Genomic DNA, 16809 nt, shown 5'->3' with positions numbered 1-16809 from the left:
CACGCCGGCTCAGTTGGTCAGCGCAAACGTTTCCAGCTTGGAAGCATTGTCGCCATTGACCAACACGCAGTCCATCAGCTGCTTTTCCTTCTCGGGCGACTTCTTGTTCTTGATGAAGTCGTTGGCCTGCTCGACCGCCATCTGCGCCTGCGCATAGGCCGGCTGCAGCACGGTTGCCTTGATGCCGCCCGCGGTGATCGAATCGCGCACGTCGTTGGATCCGTCGAAACCGACGACGATGACTTCCTTGCGGTTCGCCGCAACCAGCGCCGCATACGCGCCCATGGCCATCGTGTCGTTGCCGGAGATGACGCCCTTGATATCCGGGTTGGCCTGCAGGATCGATTCCATCTTGGAATAGGCTTCCGTCTGGCTCCAGTTGGCCGATTGCTGGGCGACCATCTTCAGGTCCGGATAATCGTCGATGACGTCATGATAGCCCTTCGAGCGAATGCCGGCATTGGTATCGGATTCCTTGCCGACCAGCTCGACGAAATTGCCCTTCTCGCCCATCAGCTTGACGAACTCCTGCGCGCCGAGCTGGGCGCCCTGGTAGTTGTTGGAGACGATCTGCGCCACGGCGACGCCGGTGGCGTTGATCTCGCGATCGATCAGGAACGACGGCACGCCTGCGTCCTTGGCCTTCTGCACGGCAGCGACAGTGGCGTCGGCGCCGGCATTGTCGAGGATGATCGCCTTGGCGCCGCGACCGATCGCCGTATCGATCAATTCGGATTGCTTGTTGGCGTCGTCATCATGGACGAGCACAAGCGCTTCGTAGCCGAGTTCCTTGGCCTTGGCTTCGGCGCCGACGGCTTCCGCCTTGAAGAACGGATTGTCGTGCGAGGGCGTGATGATGGCAATGAGGTCGGCCGCATAGGCGGGTACCGCCGTGCCAAGCGCCAGCATGCCGGCGAACGCCGCAAGTGTCATTCTGCGTGTGAGTTTCATGATGTCCTCCCGTTTGAAAAATTGCCTCGATAAATCAAGGCCTCTGCATTCGAATTCATCGCGCAACGCGGGCCGCCGATCGGTTCAGGCTGAATGCCGGTGCCGGCTTCCCAAACGATCGCTGCTCCCCCGCCGTCCCTCCACTCGCCCAGGCTTCGTACTTCCCGCGAACCCTTGCCCAAGCCATCAACAGCTAAGCCAACTGGTATGATGAGTCAATCACTAATTGAGGTGACATGTTCCCACTGAGCAAAACATCTGTTCGTCATGGCGGGTGTGTCGAGCCATCGAGGCGCTCCGGCAAGCGCCCGACTCGGCCTGTCTCAGGTAATGCGCCGAATGCTCGCGGCGATCTCTTCGGGCTCGAACACCCGCTTCCAGTCGTCGCGCATCAGCACCGGCTTGCCGAATTCGATCGCCTTGTTGCAGGCATCCGAGAATACGCCCTTGGTCTCGCCGAAAATCACGGCGCCGAGCACGTTCATGTGGCCGAGCAGGAAGTCGAGCGCCGCCTGTTGGTCGACGCCTCGCGCGACGACCTCGTCGACGGCTTCCTTCATGACGACAAGCAGTGACGCGCACACCGTCTCCGATAGACCGGGCTCCAGCAGCGCCATCTGTTCGACGGTGACACGGTGCGAGCGCATGACCGGCGCCCAGATGATTTTTGCGACCGCCTCGCCCTTGGCGTAGTCCGCTTCCGGCCCCTGCATCAGCGCGCTGACCATATGCTGCTTGGCCTTGACGCCGCCAAAATAATCCTTCTTGGCCGCCATGTCGGTCTCGTCGTTGAAGATCGGCGGATGACAGGGATGGGTGACGAAATAGGTCAGGTCCGGCCGGTTGGGCAGATGGCCGGCGAAGGGTGCGGCCGCGTCGAGCACTATCACCATCGTGCCAGGCGCGAGCTTGCTCTCGATATCAGCCGCCACCTTGCCGATATGCGTGTCGGGAACGGCCAGGATGACGACATCCGCCCCGTCGAGCGCCGCATCGGCACTGACCGCGTCGAAGCCCAGTCCGGTCTTCAGCCGCTCGCGGCCGGCCTCGCTGACCTCGACATGGCGTACCGTGTAGGGCGATCCGCGAAAATTGGTCGACAGGCGGTAACCCATTTTGCCGCCGGCACCGAACAGCGCAATCGTCGTCATCTATCCCTACTCCCGCATTAAACGACGGCCGCGCCGATCGTCATGTTATTAACTGGTATAATCACCTTACCACGAATTGAGGAGTTGAACAGGGCTTTGATGAGCGGCTATACGGGCGCCCGTTTGGATTCCGTCCGCACGATTTCCGCAGTGGCGGTCGAGAATTCAACCAAGCCAGAGCGCCGTTGCCTTTCCAGACGTTCGATGCCCGCGTTAGAAGCCTCCAGGTCCATTTTTGCGGGGCTCGGTCGCGAGGTGACGGTGGGGGGCCACCAGCAAGGCGAAGCGCGTCCGCGCGGTCCGGTCGCGTTTTCGGGCCGTGAGTTCTCGCGGCGATTTGGCGAAGGGCTATAGAGAGCGCTTCGCCGGGGTTCCGGCGAGCCAAATCACTTCTAGTCGATCATGCCGACAATTATTTACCGGTAGCTTCCCGGGTCCTTGGCTTTCTCCGCCCTACAGCTGTCCGTGCGTTGCGCCGCCGTGCGGAAAGCGCCTTCATAAAACCTGATGGCTCTCTTGAATTTGGGGGGATTGGGCATCAGGTGTTTATCTTGCACATCGTACAAGATGTATATCGCCGTTATTTTGGATTTTCCGTCTGGAGTCAGCTGCAGCGCCGGGCATCGCGTCGTAACGGCGATGACGTTGGCTGACCATGTTACGACCAATTTCAACTGGGCGTCGGACAGCCCGGCCAGATAGTTGATGTTTTTTTGATAGGCAGGGTCGATGTGTTGTCGATTATCTTTTGCAGACGCAGCGGAAGACAGGACACCTACCACGCCGAGTATAATCAATATGCATTTCAAAAGCTGCCTCCCCCAATGTTATGGCCATCTCGACCACGGCATTGTCCGTCCCCACAAAGCAGGTTGAAACAAGTCAATTCGAAAAGCAATTGGGGTTCGCGACCTTATACGGATCACCGCACCTTCAGAACCCGGTTGCTCGCGGACGCCCTTCTTCAACCAATTGAAACCGGTAGCGGTCGCGCACGAACTCGTTGAAAAATTGCCCTTTCGAGAAGGCGGCCCGGAACGCCGCATAGGTCTCGGGCTCGACCTCTTCATAGTCGTAGCGGGCTCCGCTCGGGACGAACCAGACCGAGAGGATTTTCGTCGACGGGTCGTAATGGGTGTTGCGGATGGCGGTGGACGGCATGTCGAAATCCTGCTTCGTCCCCAAATCTTTCGCCCCAAATCCTGCTTCGAACATGCGTAATGCCGCAACGATGCGGAGGTTCCGACAGGGAGGCGCACCACAACGCCGAATCTTGCCCGGGTGGCGAGGCTTCCTATCTCTCCGTCAGATGGCACAGACGAAATCCAGTACAACAGCGTATGCCAGCCAGGGCGATCTCTTCGGCGCGGCCGACACGCTGCCGGAAGGATTTTCTTACCGGCCTAGCCTGATCACAACGGACGAAGAGGCGGAACTGGTCCGTCACCTCAATGAACTGTCCTTCAAGCCGTTCGATTTCCACGGCCACCTTGCCAACCGGCAGGTCGCCGGCTTCGGCTGGCGCTACGACTACGACCGGCGCCAGGTCGTCGAAGCGCCGCCCATCCCGAAATTCCTGCTGCCGCTTCGCGACAAGGTCGCGGATTTTGCCGGCAGGCAGGCCACGGAATTCGCGCAAGTGCTCATCAACGAGTATCGGCCGGGCGCGGGCATAGGTTGGCATCGCGACAAGCCGCATTTCGATCTCGTCGCCGGCGTCTCGCTGCTGGCGCCCTGCAGCTTTCGGCTGCGCCGAAAAAACGGCTCGAAATGGGATCGCAAGACGATCGAGGTTCAGCCGAGATCTGCCTATCTCATTGACGGCCCGGCGCGCCACGAGTGGGAGCACAGCATTCCGCCGGTCGCCGGGCACCGCTATTCGATCACGCTGCGCACTCTGAAATAGGCCACACTCCAAGCCACGCAGCAGCCGCTCTGGAAGACCGAGCGCAGTTGTGCTTCGATCGCACATGAGCGTGGATCGCAGCAGAGTTTTGGTTACCCGCGTGGCGCTCTTTCTGTGGGCATGCCTGTCCTGCGTTCTGGCTCTGCAGTGGCTCGTCGACCTTGGCATGGTCGGCTTTCCCGACGGATACATAACGCCCTATGCCCGAGCAACGAGCACGCTGTTGCATGTCCTTGTCTGGGCATGCCTGGCTCAAAGTCTCTACTTCGCTTGCCGAGCCTTGTTTGGCAAACGCTTCGAGCCTGCTCCTCTCTTCCTGCAAATCCTGATCGCCGCCGCACTGACTGTCGTGCCGGTATTCATCGTAAAACACTGTCCGCGGTCCCAGGTATGCAGCAACATCTATGAAGCGCTCACGAATACGATGATGGACGACGGCACCGGCGGATGACGTTGTGTCTCCAGTAACTGACGAGAGATAGAAGTTTGGCGTCGCGCCGCGCGGTGGCGGTAGAACCTGGAGGAACCATGCGAAAGATTCTGGCATCGATGCTGCTGTTCGCGGCAGCGCTATCTGCAAACCCCGCTCGGGCGCTGGACAGTACCATCCCGCCGGTTGTCGTCACACCGCTTGCCGATCGCAGCCAGACGGCGTCCGGCCAGCCGATCGTGCTGCCGCAGAAAAACGTCCAGGTCCTGGTTTCAGCCTATGACATTGCGGTCGGCGCCACTCTGCCGGTGCACAAGCACCCGTTTGCCCGCTACGCCTATGTCGAGGCCGGGACACTCAAAGTGACGAATGTCGAGACCGGCAACAGCAACACCTACAAGACGGGCGATTTCATCATCGAGATGATCGGCCAGTGGCACCAGGCCACCAACATCGGCGACGGCCCGGTCAAGCTGCTGGTCATCGACCAGGTCGAACAAGGCGCCAAGAACACGGTGCTGCAGAAACAATAGATCTCTCGCTACGGACCTAGGCAGGGTTGCCGGGCTGGCCCAAGCAGCGACTGGCTGTTCCGGCTTCCCCGCCAACCGAGCCGATGCTAGGGCTGGCCGTCATGCAATCATGAAGGATCGCCCCTTGGCCGGAAATGCTCGCCCCCTGATCGAAATCTGCGTCGAAGGCATCGATGGACTGCTGGCTGCGCAGGCCGCCGGCGCCGACCGGGTCGAGCTCTGCGCCAGCCTGGTCGAAGGCGGCATCACGCCCAGCCTCGGCACGGTGCGCGCCGCACTCGAGAGCGCGACCATTCCCTTCCATGTCATCGTGCGGCCGCGCGGCGGCGATTTCCTCTACAGCGAGGCCGAATACAGCTCGATGCTCGCCGATGTCGCAGCGCTTCGTGACCTCGGCGTCGCCGGCGTCGTTGTCGGTTGCCTCGATGCCGACGGCACCATCGATGAAACCCGCATGGGCGCGCTGGTCGATGCCGCCGGTCCGCTCGCCGTTACCTGCCACCGCGCCTTCGACATGACGCGCGACCCGGCCGAGGCGCTGGAAGCGCTAATCCGCTGCAAGGTCGGCCGCGTGCTGACCAGCGGCCAGAGGGACACCGCGGTGGAAGGCGCCGGCCTGTTGGCGGATCTCGTCCGCCAGGCCGACGGCCGCATCATCATCCTCGGCTGCGGCGCGCTGGACCCCGAAAACATCGCCGGGGTGCTGGCATCAACCGGGCTGACGGAACTGCATTTCGCCGCGCTCAAGGACGTACCGAGCGCCATGGCCTACCGCAACCCGCAAGTCGGCATGGGCGGCACCGATCTCGACCGCGAGTATCGCACCACAGTCACCGATGGGGCGCTGGTTGCCGCGACGATTGCGGCGGCCAGAGCATGATGAGCGAAGCCGTGAGTGGGCCGTCGCCGATCAGCCGTGTCTCGCCTCAGGACGAAGCGGCCATCCTCGCACTCAACAACGAGCACGCCGCCGAACTGTCATGGCTCGAGCCCGAACGGCTGTCCTTCCTTCTTGGCGAAGCGTTTTACGTCAGGCGCATCGGCGCGCTCGAAGCCTTCATCATGACCTTCGACCAGGATGCGCGCTACGACAGCCCGAATTTCCTCTGGTTCCGCGAGCGCTATCCACGCTTCGTCTATGTCGACCGCGTCGTCGTCGTGGCGCAAGCGCGCGGCCGCGGCCATGCCCGCCGGCTCTACGAGGATCTGTTCGGGGAAGTCGCACGCGCGGGCCACAGCATCGTCACGTGCGAGGTGAATGCCGAACCGCCCAATCCGGCTTCGGACGCCTTCCATGCCGCGCTTGGCTTCGCCGAGGTCGGCGACGCGGTGATCCATGGCGGCAAGAAGACCGTGCGCTACTACCTCAGGCAGATTGCGGGCTGACGCATCGCTGGCTGATGATCGGCAAGCAGATCGCCACGGCAGCATAAGATTAGGAGTCCGTAGCCCTCACCAATTCCGGTTCAGCCAGGCCCGCGCGGGCTTCTCGACCAGATAGTAGCTGCATAATGCACAGGCGAAGACAGCCGCCAGCATCGGGATCGGTGCACTGCCCTGCTCGGCGACGAATTTGTAGAAGGGCTGTTGCCAGAGATAGAGCGAGTACGACCATAGCCCGATCATCACCATCGGCCTGGATGAAAGCAGGCCGGTAAGATGCCAGTTGCTGGTGTCCAGCGTATTGACGGCAAGCGCCAGCAACGGCACCGCCAGTAGGTAATGGATCGGCGTCGGCACCGGATCGAGGAACAGCAATATAGCCGCCGCCGCCGACACGAGGCTGACATAGGGGCTCGTCAGGAATGCCGGCAGCCGGTCATCGTGCTTGAGCAGGCAGATCGATGCCGACAGCAGGATCGAGGCGATATGCACATCGGTGCGCCAATAGCTGTGCTCGTAATCCATGCCGAGTGCCCAGTACGAAATGGCGCCATTGGCCATCGCCAGCAGCGACAGCGTCACCAGCAGCCGAACGACATTACCCCGCCCGGTCACCACCACGCTGATCAGCGCCAGGATGATGTAGGCATGCTCTTCCACGCATAGCGACCAGATGTGGTCGAGCGCGCCGGCGCGGGTGATGAAAATTCCGGCATAGTTGTAGGTGAATGTCAGCGCCGTCAGCGCCGCCTTCCATTTGAAGGCGATAAAGGTGCCGGAGAGCCCGATCATGGCTGATATCACGAACACCAAAAGCGCGGGATAGATGCGCGAAAAGCGGCGCTTGAAGAATTTTTTCAGCGGGAAGCGTTCGATGAACAGGATCTCGCCCATCAGCCGGCCTGAGAGCACGAAGAAGAACTCGACGCCGAGCACGCCGAGATTGATCCCGGGAACGGGGAAGAAATGGCCGATCAGCACCAGTGCGATCGAAAGCCCGCGCCAGCCATCGAGATAGGCCAGTCTTGCTCTAGCTGCTTTGTCGGCTGTGGCCCGCGGCAGGGCAACAGACGCTGCGGAGATGTCGGCCATGCCGATCCTCTACGACGCAAGATCTTGGCGCAGCTCACACCGCCGCGCGCAGAATCCACCCCGTGTTCCGCCAAGCTATACATATTGCAGTGCAATATCAGATTGTGCAAGTGCGAGAATGGGGCTAGGCAGTCCCTTGGGAAGTATGCGCCTGTTCTTGCACGGGAATTACCTGAAACAACGGATTTGCGCGTGGCAGCGAACCCGCAAGGACTGGGCAGTTACAGCCCGCCGCAGACGAACAAAGGGGCCGCGATGGCCCCTTTCCTTGTCAGTAGCTTTATGATGTCAGGCGTTGGCTGCCGCCACCGCGCGCTTGGCCATCACGGCGATCAAATTGGCACGGTATTCGGCCGAAGCGTGGAGGTCGGTCATCAAATTCTTCGCCGGCACTTTCACGCCGTCGAGCGCCGATGCGGCAAAATTCTTCGCCAGTGCGGCTTCGATCTCCTTCGAGCGGAACACGCCGTCATCGCCGGCACCGGTAACGGCAACGCTGACCCCGTCCTTGCCCTTGGCCACGAACACGCCGACAATCGCATAGCGCGAGGCCGGGTTGCGGAATTTTTCGTAAGCAGCCTTGGCCGGCGCGGTAAAACTCACCGCGGTGATGATCTCGCCTTCTTTCAGCGCCGTTTCGAACAGGCCGGTGAAGAATTTCGCGGCTGAAATCTCGCGCTTGTTGGTGACGATGGTGGCGCCCAGCGCCAAGAGCGCCGCCGGATAATCGGCGGCTGGGTCGTTGTTGGCGACCGAGCCGCCGATCGTGCCCTTGTGGCGCACCGCCGGATCGCCAATCAGCGACGCAAGGTGCGCAAGCGCCGGACAGGCCTTCCGCAGCTTCTCGTCATTGGCGACGTCGTAATGGGTTGTGGCGGCGCCGATGGTGACGGTCTTGCCCGACACCTTGACGCCTTGCAGTTCCTTGATCCGCGACAGGTCGATCAGGTCGGAGGGTGCGGCGAGCCGCGTCTTCATCGCCGGGATCAGCGTCATGCCGCCTGACAAAAGCCTGGCGTCGCCGCTCTTCACCAGCTTGGCGGCGTCGGCGACCGAGGCGGCGCGGTGGTAGTTGACTGCGTACATGGGATCCTCCCCTGAAGTGGTTAGGCAGTAGTGAGTATGGAGTAGGGAATAGGGACGCTGTCATCTCCGGTAATGCCCATTCCCTACTCACTACTCCCTACTTACTCATTTCTTCGCCCTAATCGCCGCCCACACCGTCGACGGCGAGGCCGGCATGGCGATGTCCACAATCCCCAAAGCGTCGGTGATGGCGTTGATGACCGCCGGCGGCGAGCCGATGGCGCCGGCCTCGCCACAGCCCTTGATGCCGAGCGGATTGCTCGGACACGGCGTGTTCGAGGTCGACACCTTGAATGACGGCAGGTCGTCCGCGCGGGGCATGGTGTAGTCCATATAGCTCGCCGTCAAAAGCTGCCCGCTATCGTCATAGTGAGCGCCTTCCAGCAGCGCCTGGCCGATGCCCTGGGCGATGCCGCCATGCACCTGGCCCTCGACGATCATCGGGTTGATGATGTTGCCGAAATCGTCCGCGGCGACGAACTGGACGATCTCGGTCGTGCCGGTTTCCGGATCGATCTCGACCTCGCAGATGTAGCAGCCGGCCGGGAAAGTGAAGTTCGCCGGATCGTAGAAGGCGGTTTCCTTCAGTCCCGGCTCCATGCCTGCCGGCAGATTGTGAGCGGTGTAGGCGGCAAGAGCCACCTGGAACCAGGGCAGGCTCTTGTCGGTGCCGGCGACCTTGACCTCGCCATTCTCGATGACGATGTCGCCCTCGTCGGCTTCGAGCAGATGGGCGGCGATTTTCTTGGCCTTGGCCTCGACCTTGTCGAGCGCCTTGGCGATTGCCGACATGCCGACCGCGCCCGAGCGCGAACCGTAGGTCCCCATACCCATCTGCACCTTGTCGGTGTCGCCATGGACGATCGAGACCGAGTCCAGTGGCACGCCAAAACGCTGGTTGACGAGTTGCGCGAAGGTCGTCTCATGGCCCTGGCCATGACTGTGCGAGCCGGTCAGCACCTCGATCGTGCCGACGGCATTGACCCGCACTTCGGCCGATTCCCACAGGCCGACGCCGGCGCCGAGCGAGCCGACCGCCGCCGACGGCGCGATGCCGCAGGCCTCGATGTAACAGCTCATGCCGATGCCGCGCAGTCTGCCCTGGCTGGCGGCCGCCGCTTTGCGCTTGGCAAAGCCGGCATAGTCGGACGCCTGTGTCGCCGCATCGAGCGAAGCGCCGTAATCGCCGGCGTCATAATTCATGATGACCGGCGTCTGGTGCGGAAACTCGGTGATGAAATTGATGCGCCGCAACTCCGCCGGCGAGACCCCAAGTTCACGTGCGGCCGTCTCCATTGTCCGTTCGAGCAGATACGTGGCTTCCGGCCGCCCTGCCCCGCGATAGGCGTCGACGGGTGCCGTGTTGGTGTAGACGGTGCGCACATTGGCGTGGATCGTCGGGATGTTGTACTGGCCCGACAGCAGCGTCGCGTAGAGATAGGTCGGCACGCAAGACGAGAACAGCGACATGTAGGCGCCGAGATTGGCGATGGTGTCGACTTTGAAGCCGGTGATCTTGTTGTTCTTGTCGAACGCCATTTCGACCGTCGAGACATGGTCGCGGCCATGTGCGTCGGTGAGGAAGCTTTCGGTGCGGTCGGCGACCCATTTGACCGGGACGCCGGTTTTCTTGGACGCCCACAGGCAGACGATCTCTTCGGGATAGATGTAGATCTTCGAGCCGAAGCCGCCGCCGACATCGGGCGCAATGACGCGCAGCTTGTTTTCCGGCGCGACATTGTAGAAGGCGCTCATCACTAGCCGCGCGACATGCGGGTTCTGCGACGTCGTCCAGCAGGTAAAATGGTCCTCGGCCTTGTCGTAATGGCCAAGGGCCGCGCGCGGCTCCATGGCGTTGGGAACCAGCCGGTTGTTGACGATCTTCATGCGGGTGACATGGGCCGCCGCCTGGATCGCCGCGTCGGTCGCCTTGGCATCGCCGATCTCCCAGTCGAAGATAAGATTGTCCTCGGCTTCGGCATGGACCTGCGGCGCACCTTTTTGCAGCGCCTTGGTGGCATCGACCGCCGCCTTCAATTCCTTGTAGGTGATCTCGACCGCTTCGGCCGCGTCGCGGGCCTGGCCCTTGGTTTCCGCCACCACGATGACGACCGCGTCGCCGACATAGCGCACCTTGTCGACGGCCAGCGGCGACCACGCGCCCATCTTCATCGGCGAGCCGTCCTTGGAATGGATCATCCAGCCGCAGATCAGGTTGCCGATGCCGTCGGCCTTGAGCTCCTTGCCGGTCAAGACGCCGATGACGCCGGGCATCGCCTGCGCTCGTCTGACGTCGATCTTCTTGATCTGAGCATGCGCGTGCGGGCTGCGCACGAAAGCGGCATGCTTCATGCCGGGAACCACCATGTCGTCGACATAGCGGCCGGCGCCGGTGATGAACCGTTTGTCTTCCTTGCGCACGACCCGAGCGCCGATACCTTCAATGCCCATAGGAATTCCTCCGGAATAGCGAATAGTGAGTGGCGAATAGTGATTAGTGAGTAGGAATTGTGCTCGGAGCGGTTCGGCTAAACCGACTACTCGCTACTCCCTATTCGCTACTCGCTTCTTTCTTACGCTGCCTGTTTCGCCCTGCCCTTCGGCACCTTCGCCATAGTCTGCGATGCGGCGAGGATCGCCTTGACGATGTTGTGGTAGCCGGTGCAGCGGCAGATGTTGCCTTCGAGTTCGGCGCGCACCGTCGCCTCATCAAGGCCTTCGGGATGGCGCGCGATCATGTCGGTCGCGGTCATGATCATGCCCGGCGTGCAGAAGCCGCATTGCAGCCCATGATGTTCCTTGAACGCGGCCTGCATCGGATGCAGGTCGCCGCCATTGGCAAGCCCTTCGATCGTCACCACGGTCGACCCGGAGGCCTGCACGGCCAGCATCGAACAGGACTTCACCGCCATGCCGTCGACATGCACGACGCAGGCGCCGCATTGAGAGGTGTCACAACCGACATGCGTTCCGGTGAGACCAAGATTTTCGCGCAGGAAATGAACCAGAAGCGTTCGGTCCTCGGCAGCGCCGCTGATCCGTTTTCCGTTCACGACAAACGAAACGTCCGACATGCATCCTCCCTGGGTATGACCTTGGTAGTCATGCTGCCGATGCGGCTTTGGCGCTCGGCCATGCGCTATTGGTACACTGCACAAAGCGCAAAAAACACACGGCGCTCATTGTACTTTCGGTCATGGACAAAACGAAAATCATGGGCCTGTCCGCCCCATTGCCAAAGAGCGAATAGGGGGCAACAATGCCCTCGACGCCAGCGCGCCGAGAGACATAAAACGGGCGCGCGCAGGAAGCGTCGGAGGATATCGGGAGGAAGCCTCTGGCCAGTTCACGGACGAGCTATGCATCCGGTCTGTCGGCGCTCACCACCGACGAGCCCGACGCCGATGCATTCGCCCGAGCGGTCGCCGCCGAGGCCGCAGCCATCGATGCCGGCTTTGCCCTGCTGTTCTTTTCCCAGAGCCTGCTTGATGCGAGCGTCCTTTCGCAAGCGCTGAAGACCCAAGCGCCGACGCTGGCCTACGCCGCCTGCTCGACCGCCGGCGAGATCACCCCGCAAGGCCTGGAGGAAGGTCATGTGCTCGCCATGCTCTTTCCCTCCGCGTCGTTTTCGGCGGTCAGCACCATGGTCGACAATCTCTCCTCGTCGGGCATGGACAGGATCACTGATGAAGTCGAGGCCTTGCGGCGGTTGCTGCGCGGACGCACCGGCAGTTGCCATGCCAAAAGCACCTTCGCGCTCTGCTTCATCGACGGCCTGTCCTTTGCAGAGGAAGCGGTGACCTCGGCCATCCATTGGGGGCTGGACGACATCCCGCTGATCGGCGGTTCGGCGGGCGACGATTTGAAATTCGAAACCACCAGGCTGATTTCGAACGGCAAGGTAGCGTCCGACAGCGCCATCATTGTGCTGATCGCCACCGAGATTCCGTTCCATGTCTTCAAGACCGACAATTTCATCCCCACCGACGAGAAGCTGGTGGTGACGGCATCCGATCCGGACCACCGCACCGTGCGCGAATTCAACGCCACCAATGCGGCTGAGGAGTATGCAGCCTCCGTCGGCATCGTTGCGCAGAACCTGACGCCGATGAGCTTCGCTTCGCACCCGGTGGTGGTGAAAGTGGGTGGCGAATTTTACTGCCGCTCGATCCAGAAGATGCATCCCGACGGCTCGCTGTCATTCTTCTGCGCCATAGACGACGGCGTCGTGCTGTCCATCGCCCAGCCCAAGGACATGGTGGAATCCACGCGCGCCGCACTGCGCGACGTCGAGCAACGGCTCGGCGGCATCGACATGATCCTCGGCTTCGATTGCGTGCTGCGCCGGCTCGATGCGCGCAACCGCCAGGTGTTCCGCGACATTTCGGAGCTCTACCGGGTCAACAATGTCATCGGCTTCGGCACCTATGGCGAACAGTACCGCTCGATGCATCTGAACCAAACCTTCACCGGCATCGCCTTCGGCGAACGCCAGGCGGCGGAATAGCCCATGCCGCTCAGGGACATCGACGACGTCGACAGGCTGAAGAAGATCAACGCCGCTCTGGTCAGCCGCGTCGAGCGCTCGATGGACCAGCAAGGCAATGCCTTCTCGCTGTTCCAGACCGCGATTTCACTTGAAAACCGCGTGCGTATGCGCACCGAGGAACTGCACTCGACCTTGCGCCGGCTGGAACAGTCGAACATCGACCTCAGCGCCGCCAAGGAAAACGCCGAGCTGGCAAACCTGTCCAAGACCAGGTTCCTGGCCGCCGCCAGCCATGACGTGCTGCAGCCGCTGAACGCCGCCCACCTCTCCGTCTCGGCGCTGGCCGAAGTGCAGACCAGCGACGAGGGCAAGAAGCTGGTCCGCCAGGTCGAGCGCTCGCTGGAGACCATGGAAGACCTGTTGCGCACGCTGCTCGACATTTCCAAGCTCGATGCCGGCGTGGTCCAGCCCGACATCGGCGATGTCAATCTGGAGACGCTGTTTTCCTCGCTGCGGTCGGATTTCCTGCCCGTGGCCGAGATGAAGGGGCTGGCGCTGAAGTTCCGCCCGGTCAGCGCCGTGGTGCGTTCGGACCGCACGCTCTTGCGCCGCATCCTGCAGAATATCCTGTCCAACGCTCTGCGCTACACCCGCTTCGGCGGCGTGCTGGTCGGCACCAGGCATCGCGGCGACACCATCCGCATCGATGTCGCCGACACCGGCTGCGGCATTCCCGAGGATCAGCGCGAGGCGGTTTTCGAGGAGTTCCATCGCGGCTCCGCCATTCCAGCCGATACCGGGATCTCCGGCGGCGGGCTGGGCCTGGGCCTTGCCATCGTGCGGCGCATGGCCGCCGCGCTCGGTCATCCCGTGACGTTCTCCTCGAGGGTTGGGCGCGGCACCATCTTCCACATCGACGTGCCGGTCGGCATCGGCGCCAGCGCCGACGCCATCGCCAGCCTTGCCGAGATGGAGCGGCCGCGCGGCTACGGCCTGTTCGGCACCAAGGTCCTGCTGGTCGAAAATGACGCCGACGTGTTGCAGGCGATGACCTTCCTGCTCGAGCGCTGGCAGTGCCTGGTGCGCGCCGCGACTTCGACCGAGGCTGCGATCAGCCTGCTTGGCGACACCGACTGGGTGCCCGACATCGTCATTGCCGACCAGCATCTCGACGACGGCGACCTCGGCACCGCCACCATCGCCGAAGTCCGCGATTATCTCGGCCGCGCCGTGCCGGCGCTGATCGTCACCGCCGACGGATCGGAGGCCGTCGCCAAGGCAGCCCGCGCCGCAGGCATAGAGCTGATGCGGAAGCCGCTAAAGCCGGCGCAGCTAAGGGCGCTGCTGGCGCATCTGCTGGCTTGAGCCCCATACCCTCCCCTCGATGGGGAGGGTCGGCGCGCAGCGCCGGGGCGGGGTGCAGCGCCAAGCTCCCCCACCCCGCTCCGCTTCGCGGATCGACCCTCCCCACAAGGGGGAGGGTAAAGATCAAAACCCGGCCTGATCGCGAAACAGCTCCGCATTGTCCAGCTTCGACACCTCAATCACCGCTTGCGTGCGGCTGTAGACGTTGAGCTTGCGCAGGATCTCCGAGACATGCGCCTTGACCGTGGTCTCGCCGACCTGCAGCTCGTAGGCGATCTGCTTGTTCAGCAGGCCCTGGCGCAGCATCTGCAGCACGCGCAGCTGCTGCGGCGTCAGTTTGGCCAGCCGCTGCACCATATCGGCGCGGTCGGCGCTGTCGGCGTCGGGCGGCTGTCCCTCATATGTCTCCGGCACATAGATCGCGCCCTCCATCACCGAGCGGATTGCGGCCGCAAGATCGCTCTTGCGCGCCGATTTCGGGATGAAGCCGGCAGCGCCATAGGACAACGCCTCGGAGATGATCTTCGGCTCCTCATAGCCCGAGACGACGACCACCGGCAGCCGCGGATGGCGGGTCCTGAGTTGCAGCAGTCCATCGAAGCCATGGACATCAGGCATGTTGAGATCGAGCAGCGCCAGATCGAACGGTTTTATCCCACCCAGGAGATCGAGCGCCTCGGCGATCGAGCGCGCCTCCACGGTGTCGACTTCCGGATAGGCCATCTGCACGGCGCTGTGCAGCGCCTCGCGAAACAGCGGATGGTCGTCGATGATCAGAAACCGGGCGCGATCGTTGATTGCGGTCATGGTGTTCGTTTCAGTTCTCCGTGGGCACGATACTCCCGCTGGTATGGCCAGCTTATTGGCAAATAGTCTATCGCCATCTTGGTCCACGGAGCGCAGCCGACGCTTTTGCCAGCGCTGATGCCTTGCCCGGCGGTCCAAATCGGTCAAATGTGCCCTCAGTTGAAGCAGAGACCCGCGCATGACAGACTTCGTCCTTCCCCTGCCCGCAACCCCGTCGGTGGCCGTCGCCGGCTCTGCCGAGCGTTTTCCGGTGCGCCGCATCTTCTGCGTCGGCCGCAACTACGCCGCGCATGCCCGCGAACTCGGCAATGACGAGCGCGACCCGCCCTTCTTCTTCACCAAGCCGGCCGATGCGGTGGTCGATTCCGGCACCACGGTCCCCTACCCGCCTTTGACCAAAAACCTGCACCATGAGATCGAGCTGGTCGCTGCGATCGGCAAGGCCGGCTTCCGCATTCCTCGCGCGCAGGCGCTCGACCATGTCTGGGGCTACGGCGTCGGTATCGACCTCACCCGCCGCGACCTGCAGGACGAGGCCAAGAAAGCAGCCCGGCCGTGGGACTGGTCGAAGGCCTTCGACCGCTCGGCGCCCTGCGGCCCGTTGGTATCAGCCGCCAAATCCGGCCACCTGCAAAAGGGCCGCATCTGGCTCGCCGTCGACGGCGCGGTGAAGCAGGATGGGGACCTCGCCGAACTGATCTGGCCGATTGCCGATATCGTTTCGATCTGCAGCAGTGCGGTTGCACTACAACCGGGCGACCTGATCTTCACCGGCACGCCGGCCGGCGTCGGCGCGGTAGCGCCGGGTCAGACGATGACCGGCGGTGTCGACGGCATCGGCACCATCGAGATCACCATCGGCCAAGATTCGATGGGCAAGCCGTGATCCGATGAGCGATCTGGTCCTCCATAACTACTACCGCTCCTCCACCTCCTATCGCGCACGCATTGCGCTCGAGATGAAGGGCCTGACCTACGATTACGTGCCGCATCATCTGCGTCATGGCGACCATCTGGAGCCGGCTTACCTAGCGGTCAATCCGCAGGGGCTGGTGCCGGCGCTGATCCTGGGCGACGGCACGCTTTTGACGCAGTCGCTGGCGATCATCGAATATCTCGACGAGACCCATCCCGAACCGCCGCTGTTGCCGAAGGACGCGCTCGGCCGGGCGCGCGTGCGAATGCTGGCGCAGATGATCGCCTGCGACATCCACCCGGTGAACAATCTGCGCGTGCTGACCTCGCTGCGCACTTTGTTCGGCGCCGGCGACCAGGATGTCATCCACTGGTTTCGCCACTGGGTGAACGAAGGGTTCCAGCCGCTTGAAAAGATTCTGGCTTCATCGGATGAGACCGGCACATTTTGCCATGGCGACGCACCGGGCCTCGCCGACATCTGCCTGGTCGCCCAGATCGCCAGCAACGCCCGCTTCGGAGTCGACCTGACACCCTACCCCGAGATCTCGCGCATCCACGCCGCCTGCATGGCGCTGCCGGCCTTTCAGAAGGCAGCGCCGGAGAATCAGNCCGAGATCTCGCGCATCCACGCCGCCTGCATGGCGCTGCCGGCCTTTCAGAAGGCAGCGCCGGAGAATCAGATAGATGCCGAATAGGCT

18 protein-coding genes are annotated in these 16809 nt (G+C 62.5%); 9 read left to right on the top strand and 9 right to left on the bottom strand.

The features are described 5' to 3' along the window. Window positions 1-9: 9 nt before the first annotated feature. The 4 genes from X728_RS162545 to X728_RS162560 form a co-directional block, all read right to left on the bottom strand. The gene (locus X728_RS162545) at window positions 10-951 is read right to left on the bottom strand and encodes a D-ribose ABC transporter substrate-binding protein (RefSeq protein WP_023825737.1); all 942 of its coding nucleotides are present in this window, start codon (window positions 949-951) and stop codon (window positions 10-12) included. A 323-nt stretch (window positions 952-1274) separates the two neighbouring features. Beyond that, a complete protein-coding gene (locus X728_RS162550; protein ID WP_023825738.1) occupies window positions 1275-2102 on the bottom strand; it encodes a phosphogluconate dehydrogenase C-terminal domain-containing protein in 828 nt (275 codons plus the stop codon). A 416-nt stretch (window positions 2103-2518) separates the two neighbouring features. Beyond that, window positions 2519-2899, bottom strand: a complete 381-nt coding sequence (locus X728_RS162555; protein WP_023805419.1) for a hypothetical protein — start codon at window positions 2897-2899, stop codon at window positions 2519-2521. A 136-nt stretch (window positions 2900-3035) separates the two neighbouring features. Beyond that, entirely contained in the window at window positions 3036-3263 is a 228-nt protein-coding gene (locus tag X728_RS162560; RefSeq protein WP_023805420.1) for a KTSC domain-containing protein, read from the bottom strand. Window positions 3264-3411: 148 nt separating this feature from the next. Here X728_RS162560 and X728_RS162565 point away from each other — a divergent pair, with 148 nt between their 5' ends. The 5 genes from X728_RS162565 (at window position 3412) to X728_RS162585 (ending at window position 6357) form a co-directional block, all read left to right on the top strand. Then, window positions 3412-4008, top strand: a complete 597-nt coding sequence (locus X728_RS162565; RefSeq protein ID WP_023830588.1) for an alpha-ketoglutarate-dependent dioxygenase AlkB — start codon at window positions 3412-3414, stop codon at window positions 4006-4008. Window positions 4009-4072: 64 nt separating this feature from the next. Next, on the top strand, window positions 4073-4459 hold the full coding sequence (locus tag X728_RS162570; RefSeq protein WP_023730737.1) for a hypothetical protein: 387 nt from the start codon (window positions 4073-4075) through the stop codon (window positions 4457-4459). Window positions 4460-4536: 77 nt separating this feature from the next. Next, window positions 4537-4971, top strand: coding sequence for a cupin domain-containing protein (locus X728_RS162575; protein ID WP_023823039.1), 435 nt, complete (start codon window positions 4537-4539; stop codon window positions 4969-4971). 124 nt (window positions 4972-5095) lie between these two features. Continuing rightward, a complete protein-coding gene (locus X728_RS162580; protein ID WP_023746794.1) occupies window positions 5096-5851 on the top strand; it encodes a copper homeostasis protein CutC in 756 nt (251 codons plus the stop codon). Then, a complete protein-coding gene (locus X728_RS162585; protein WP_023830587.1) occupies window positions 5851-6357 on the top strand; it encodes a GNAT family N-acetyltransferase in 507 nt (168 codons plus the stop codon). Before X728_RS162580 ends, X728_RS162585 begins: the two co-directional genes overlap by 1 nt. A gap of 66 nt (window positions 6358-6423) precedes the next feature. Here the strand turns inward: X728_RS162585 and X728_RS162590 are convergent, their stop codons facing one another. The 4 genes from X728_RS162590 to X728_RS162605 form a co-directional block, all read right to left on the bottom strand. Continuing rightward, window positions 6424-7446 carry an acyltransferase gene (locus X728_RS162590; protein ID WP_023830586.1) on the bottom strand — a complete coding sequence of 341 codons (1023 nt, stop codon included), beginning with the start codon at window positions 7444-7446 and terminating at the stop codon, window positions 6424-6426. A gap of 288 nt (window positions 7447-7734) precedes the next feature. Continuing rightward, window positions 7735-8532 (bottom strand): xanthine dehydrogenase family protein subunit M, encoded by a 798-nt coding sequence (locus tag X728_RS162595; RefSeq protein ID WP_023672622.1) that lies wholly within the window; start codon window positions 8530-8532, stop codon window positions 7735-7737. Window positions 8533-8637: 105 nt separating this feature from the next. Beyond that, entirely contained in the window at window positions 8638-10983 is a 2346-nt protein-coding gene (locus tag X728_RS162600; protein WP_023830585.1) for a xanthine dehydrogenase family protein molybdopterin-binding subunit, read from the bottom strand. A gap of 122 nt (window positions 10984-11105) precedes the next feature. Further along, window positions 11106-11606: a (2Fe-2S)-binding protein gene (locus X728_RS162605; RefSeq protein ID WP_023830584.1), complete on the bottom strand. Its 501-nt coding sequence runs from the start codon at window positions 11604-11606 to the stop codon at window positions 11106-11108. 248 nt (window positions 11607-11854) lie between these two features. Here X728_RS162605 and X728_RS162610 point away from each other — a divergent pair, with 248 nt between their 5' ends. Both X728_RS162610 and X728_RS162615 read left to right on the top strand, forming a co-directional pair. Next, window positions 11855-13039: an FIST signal transduction protein gene (locus tag X728_RS162610; protein WP_348524292.1), complete on the top strand. Its 1185-nt coding sequence runs from the start codon at window positions 11855-11857 to the stop codon at window positions 13037-13039. A gap of 3 nt (window positions 13040-13042) precedes the next feature. Then, window positions 13043-14386 carry a hybrid sensor histidine kinase/response regulator gene (locus X728_RS162615; RefSeq protein WP_023805427.1) on the top strand — a complete coding sequence of 448 codons (1344 nt, stop codon included), beginning with the start codon at window positions 13043-13045 and terminating at the stop codon, window positions 14384-14386. Window positions 14387-14509: 123 nt separating this feature from the next. Here the strand turns inward: X728_RS162615 and X728_RS162620 are convergent, their stop codons facing one another. After that, complete coding sequence (locus X728_RS162620) at window positions 14510-15193, bottom strand: response regulator transcription factor (RefSeq protein WP_023672627.1); 684 nt, start codon at window positions 15191-15193, stop codon at window positions 14510-14512. A 178-nt stretch (window positions 15194-15371) separates the two neighbouring features. Between X728_RS162620 and X728_RS162625 the strand changes: the two genes are divergently transcribed. Next, the gene (locus tag X728_RS162625; protein ID WP_023688173.1) at window positions 15372-16079 is read left to right on the top strand and encodes a fumarylacetoacetate hydrolase family protein; all 708 of its coding nucleotides are present in this window, start codon (window positions 15372-15374) and stop codon (window positions 16077-16079) included. A gap of 4 nt (window positions 16080-16083) precedes the next feature. Beyond that, complete coding sequence (maiA, locus tag X728_RS162630; protein ID WP_023830583.1) at window positions 16084-16806, top strand: maleylacetoacetate isomerase; 723 nt, start codon at window positions 16084-16086, stop codon at window positions 16804-16806. Window positions 16807-16809: the final 3 nt, after the last annotated feature.

It is taken from the genome of Mesorhizobium sp. L103C119B0 (assembly GCF_000502235.1).
Lineage (GTDB): Bacteria > Pseudomonadota > Alphaproteobacteria > Rhizobiales > Rhizobiaceae > Mesorhizobium.
The sequence above is the reverse complement of the archived record's forward strand: the minus strand, read 5'-3'. Positions and strand labels throughout refer to the sequence as shown.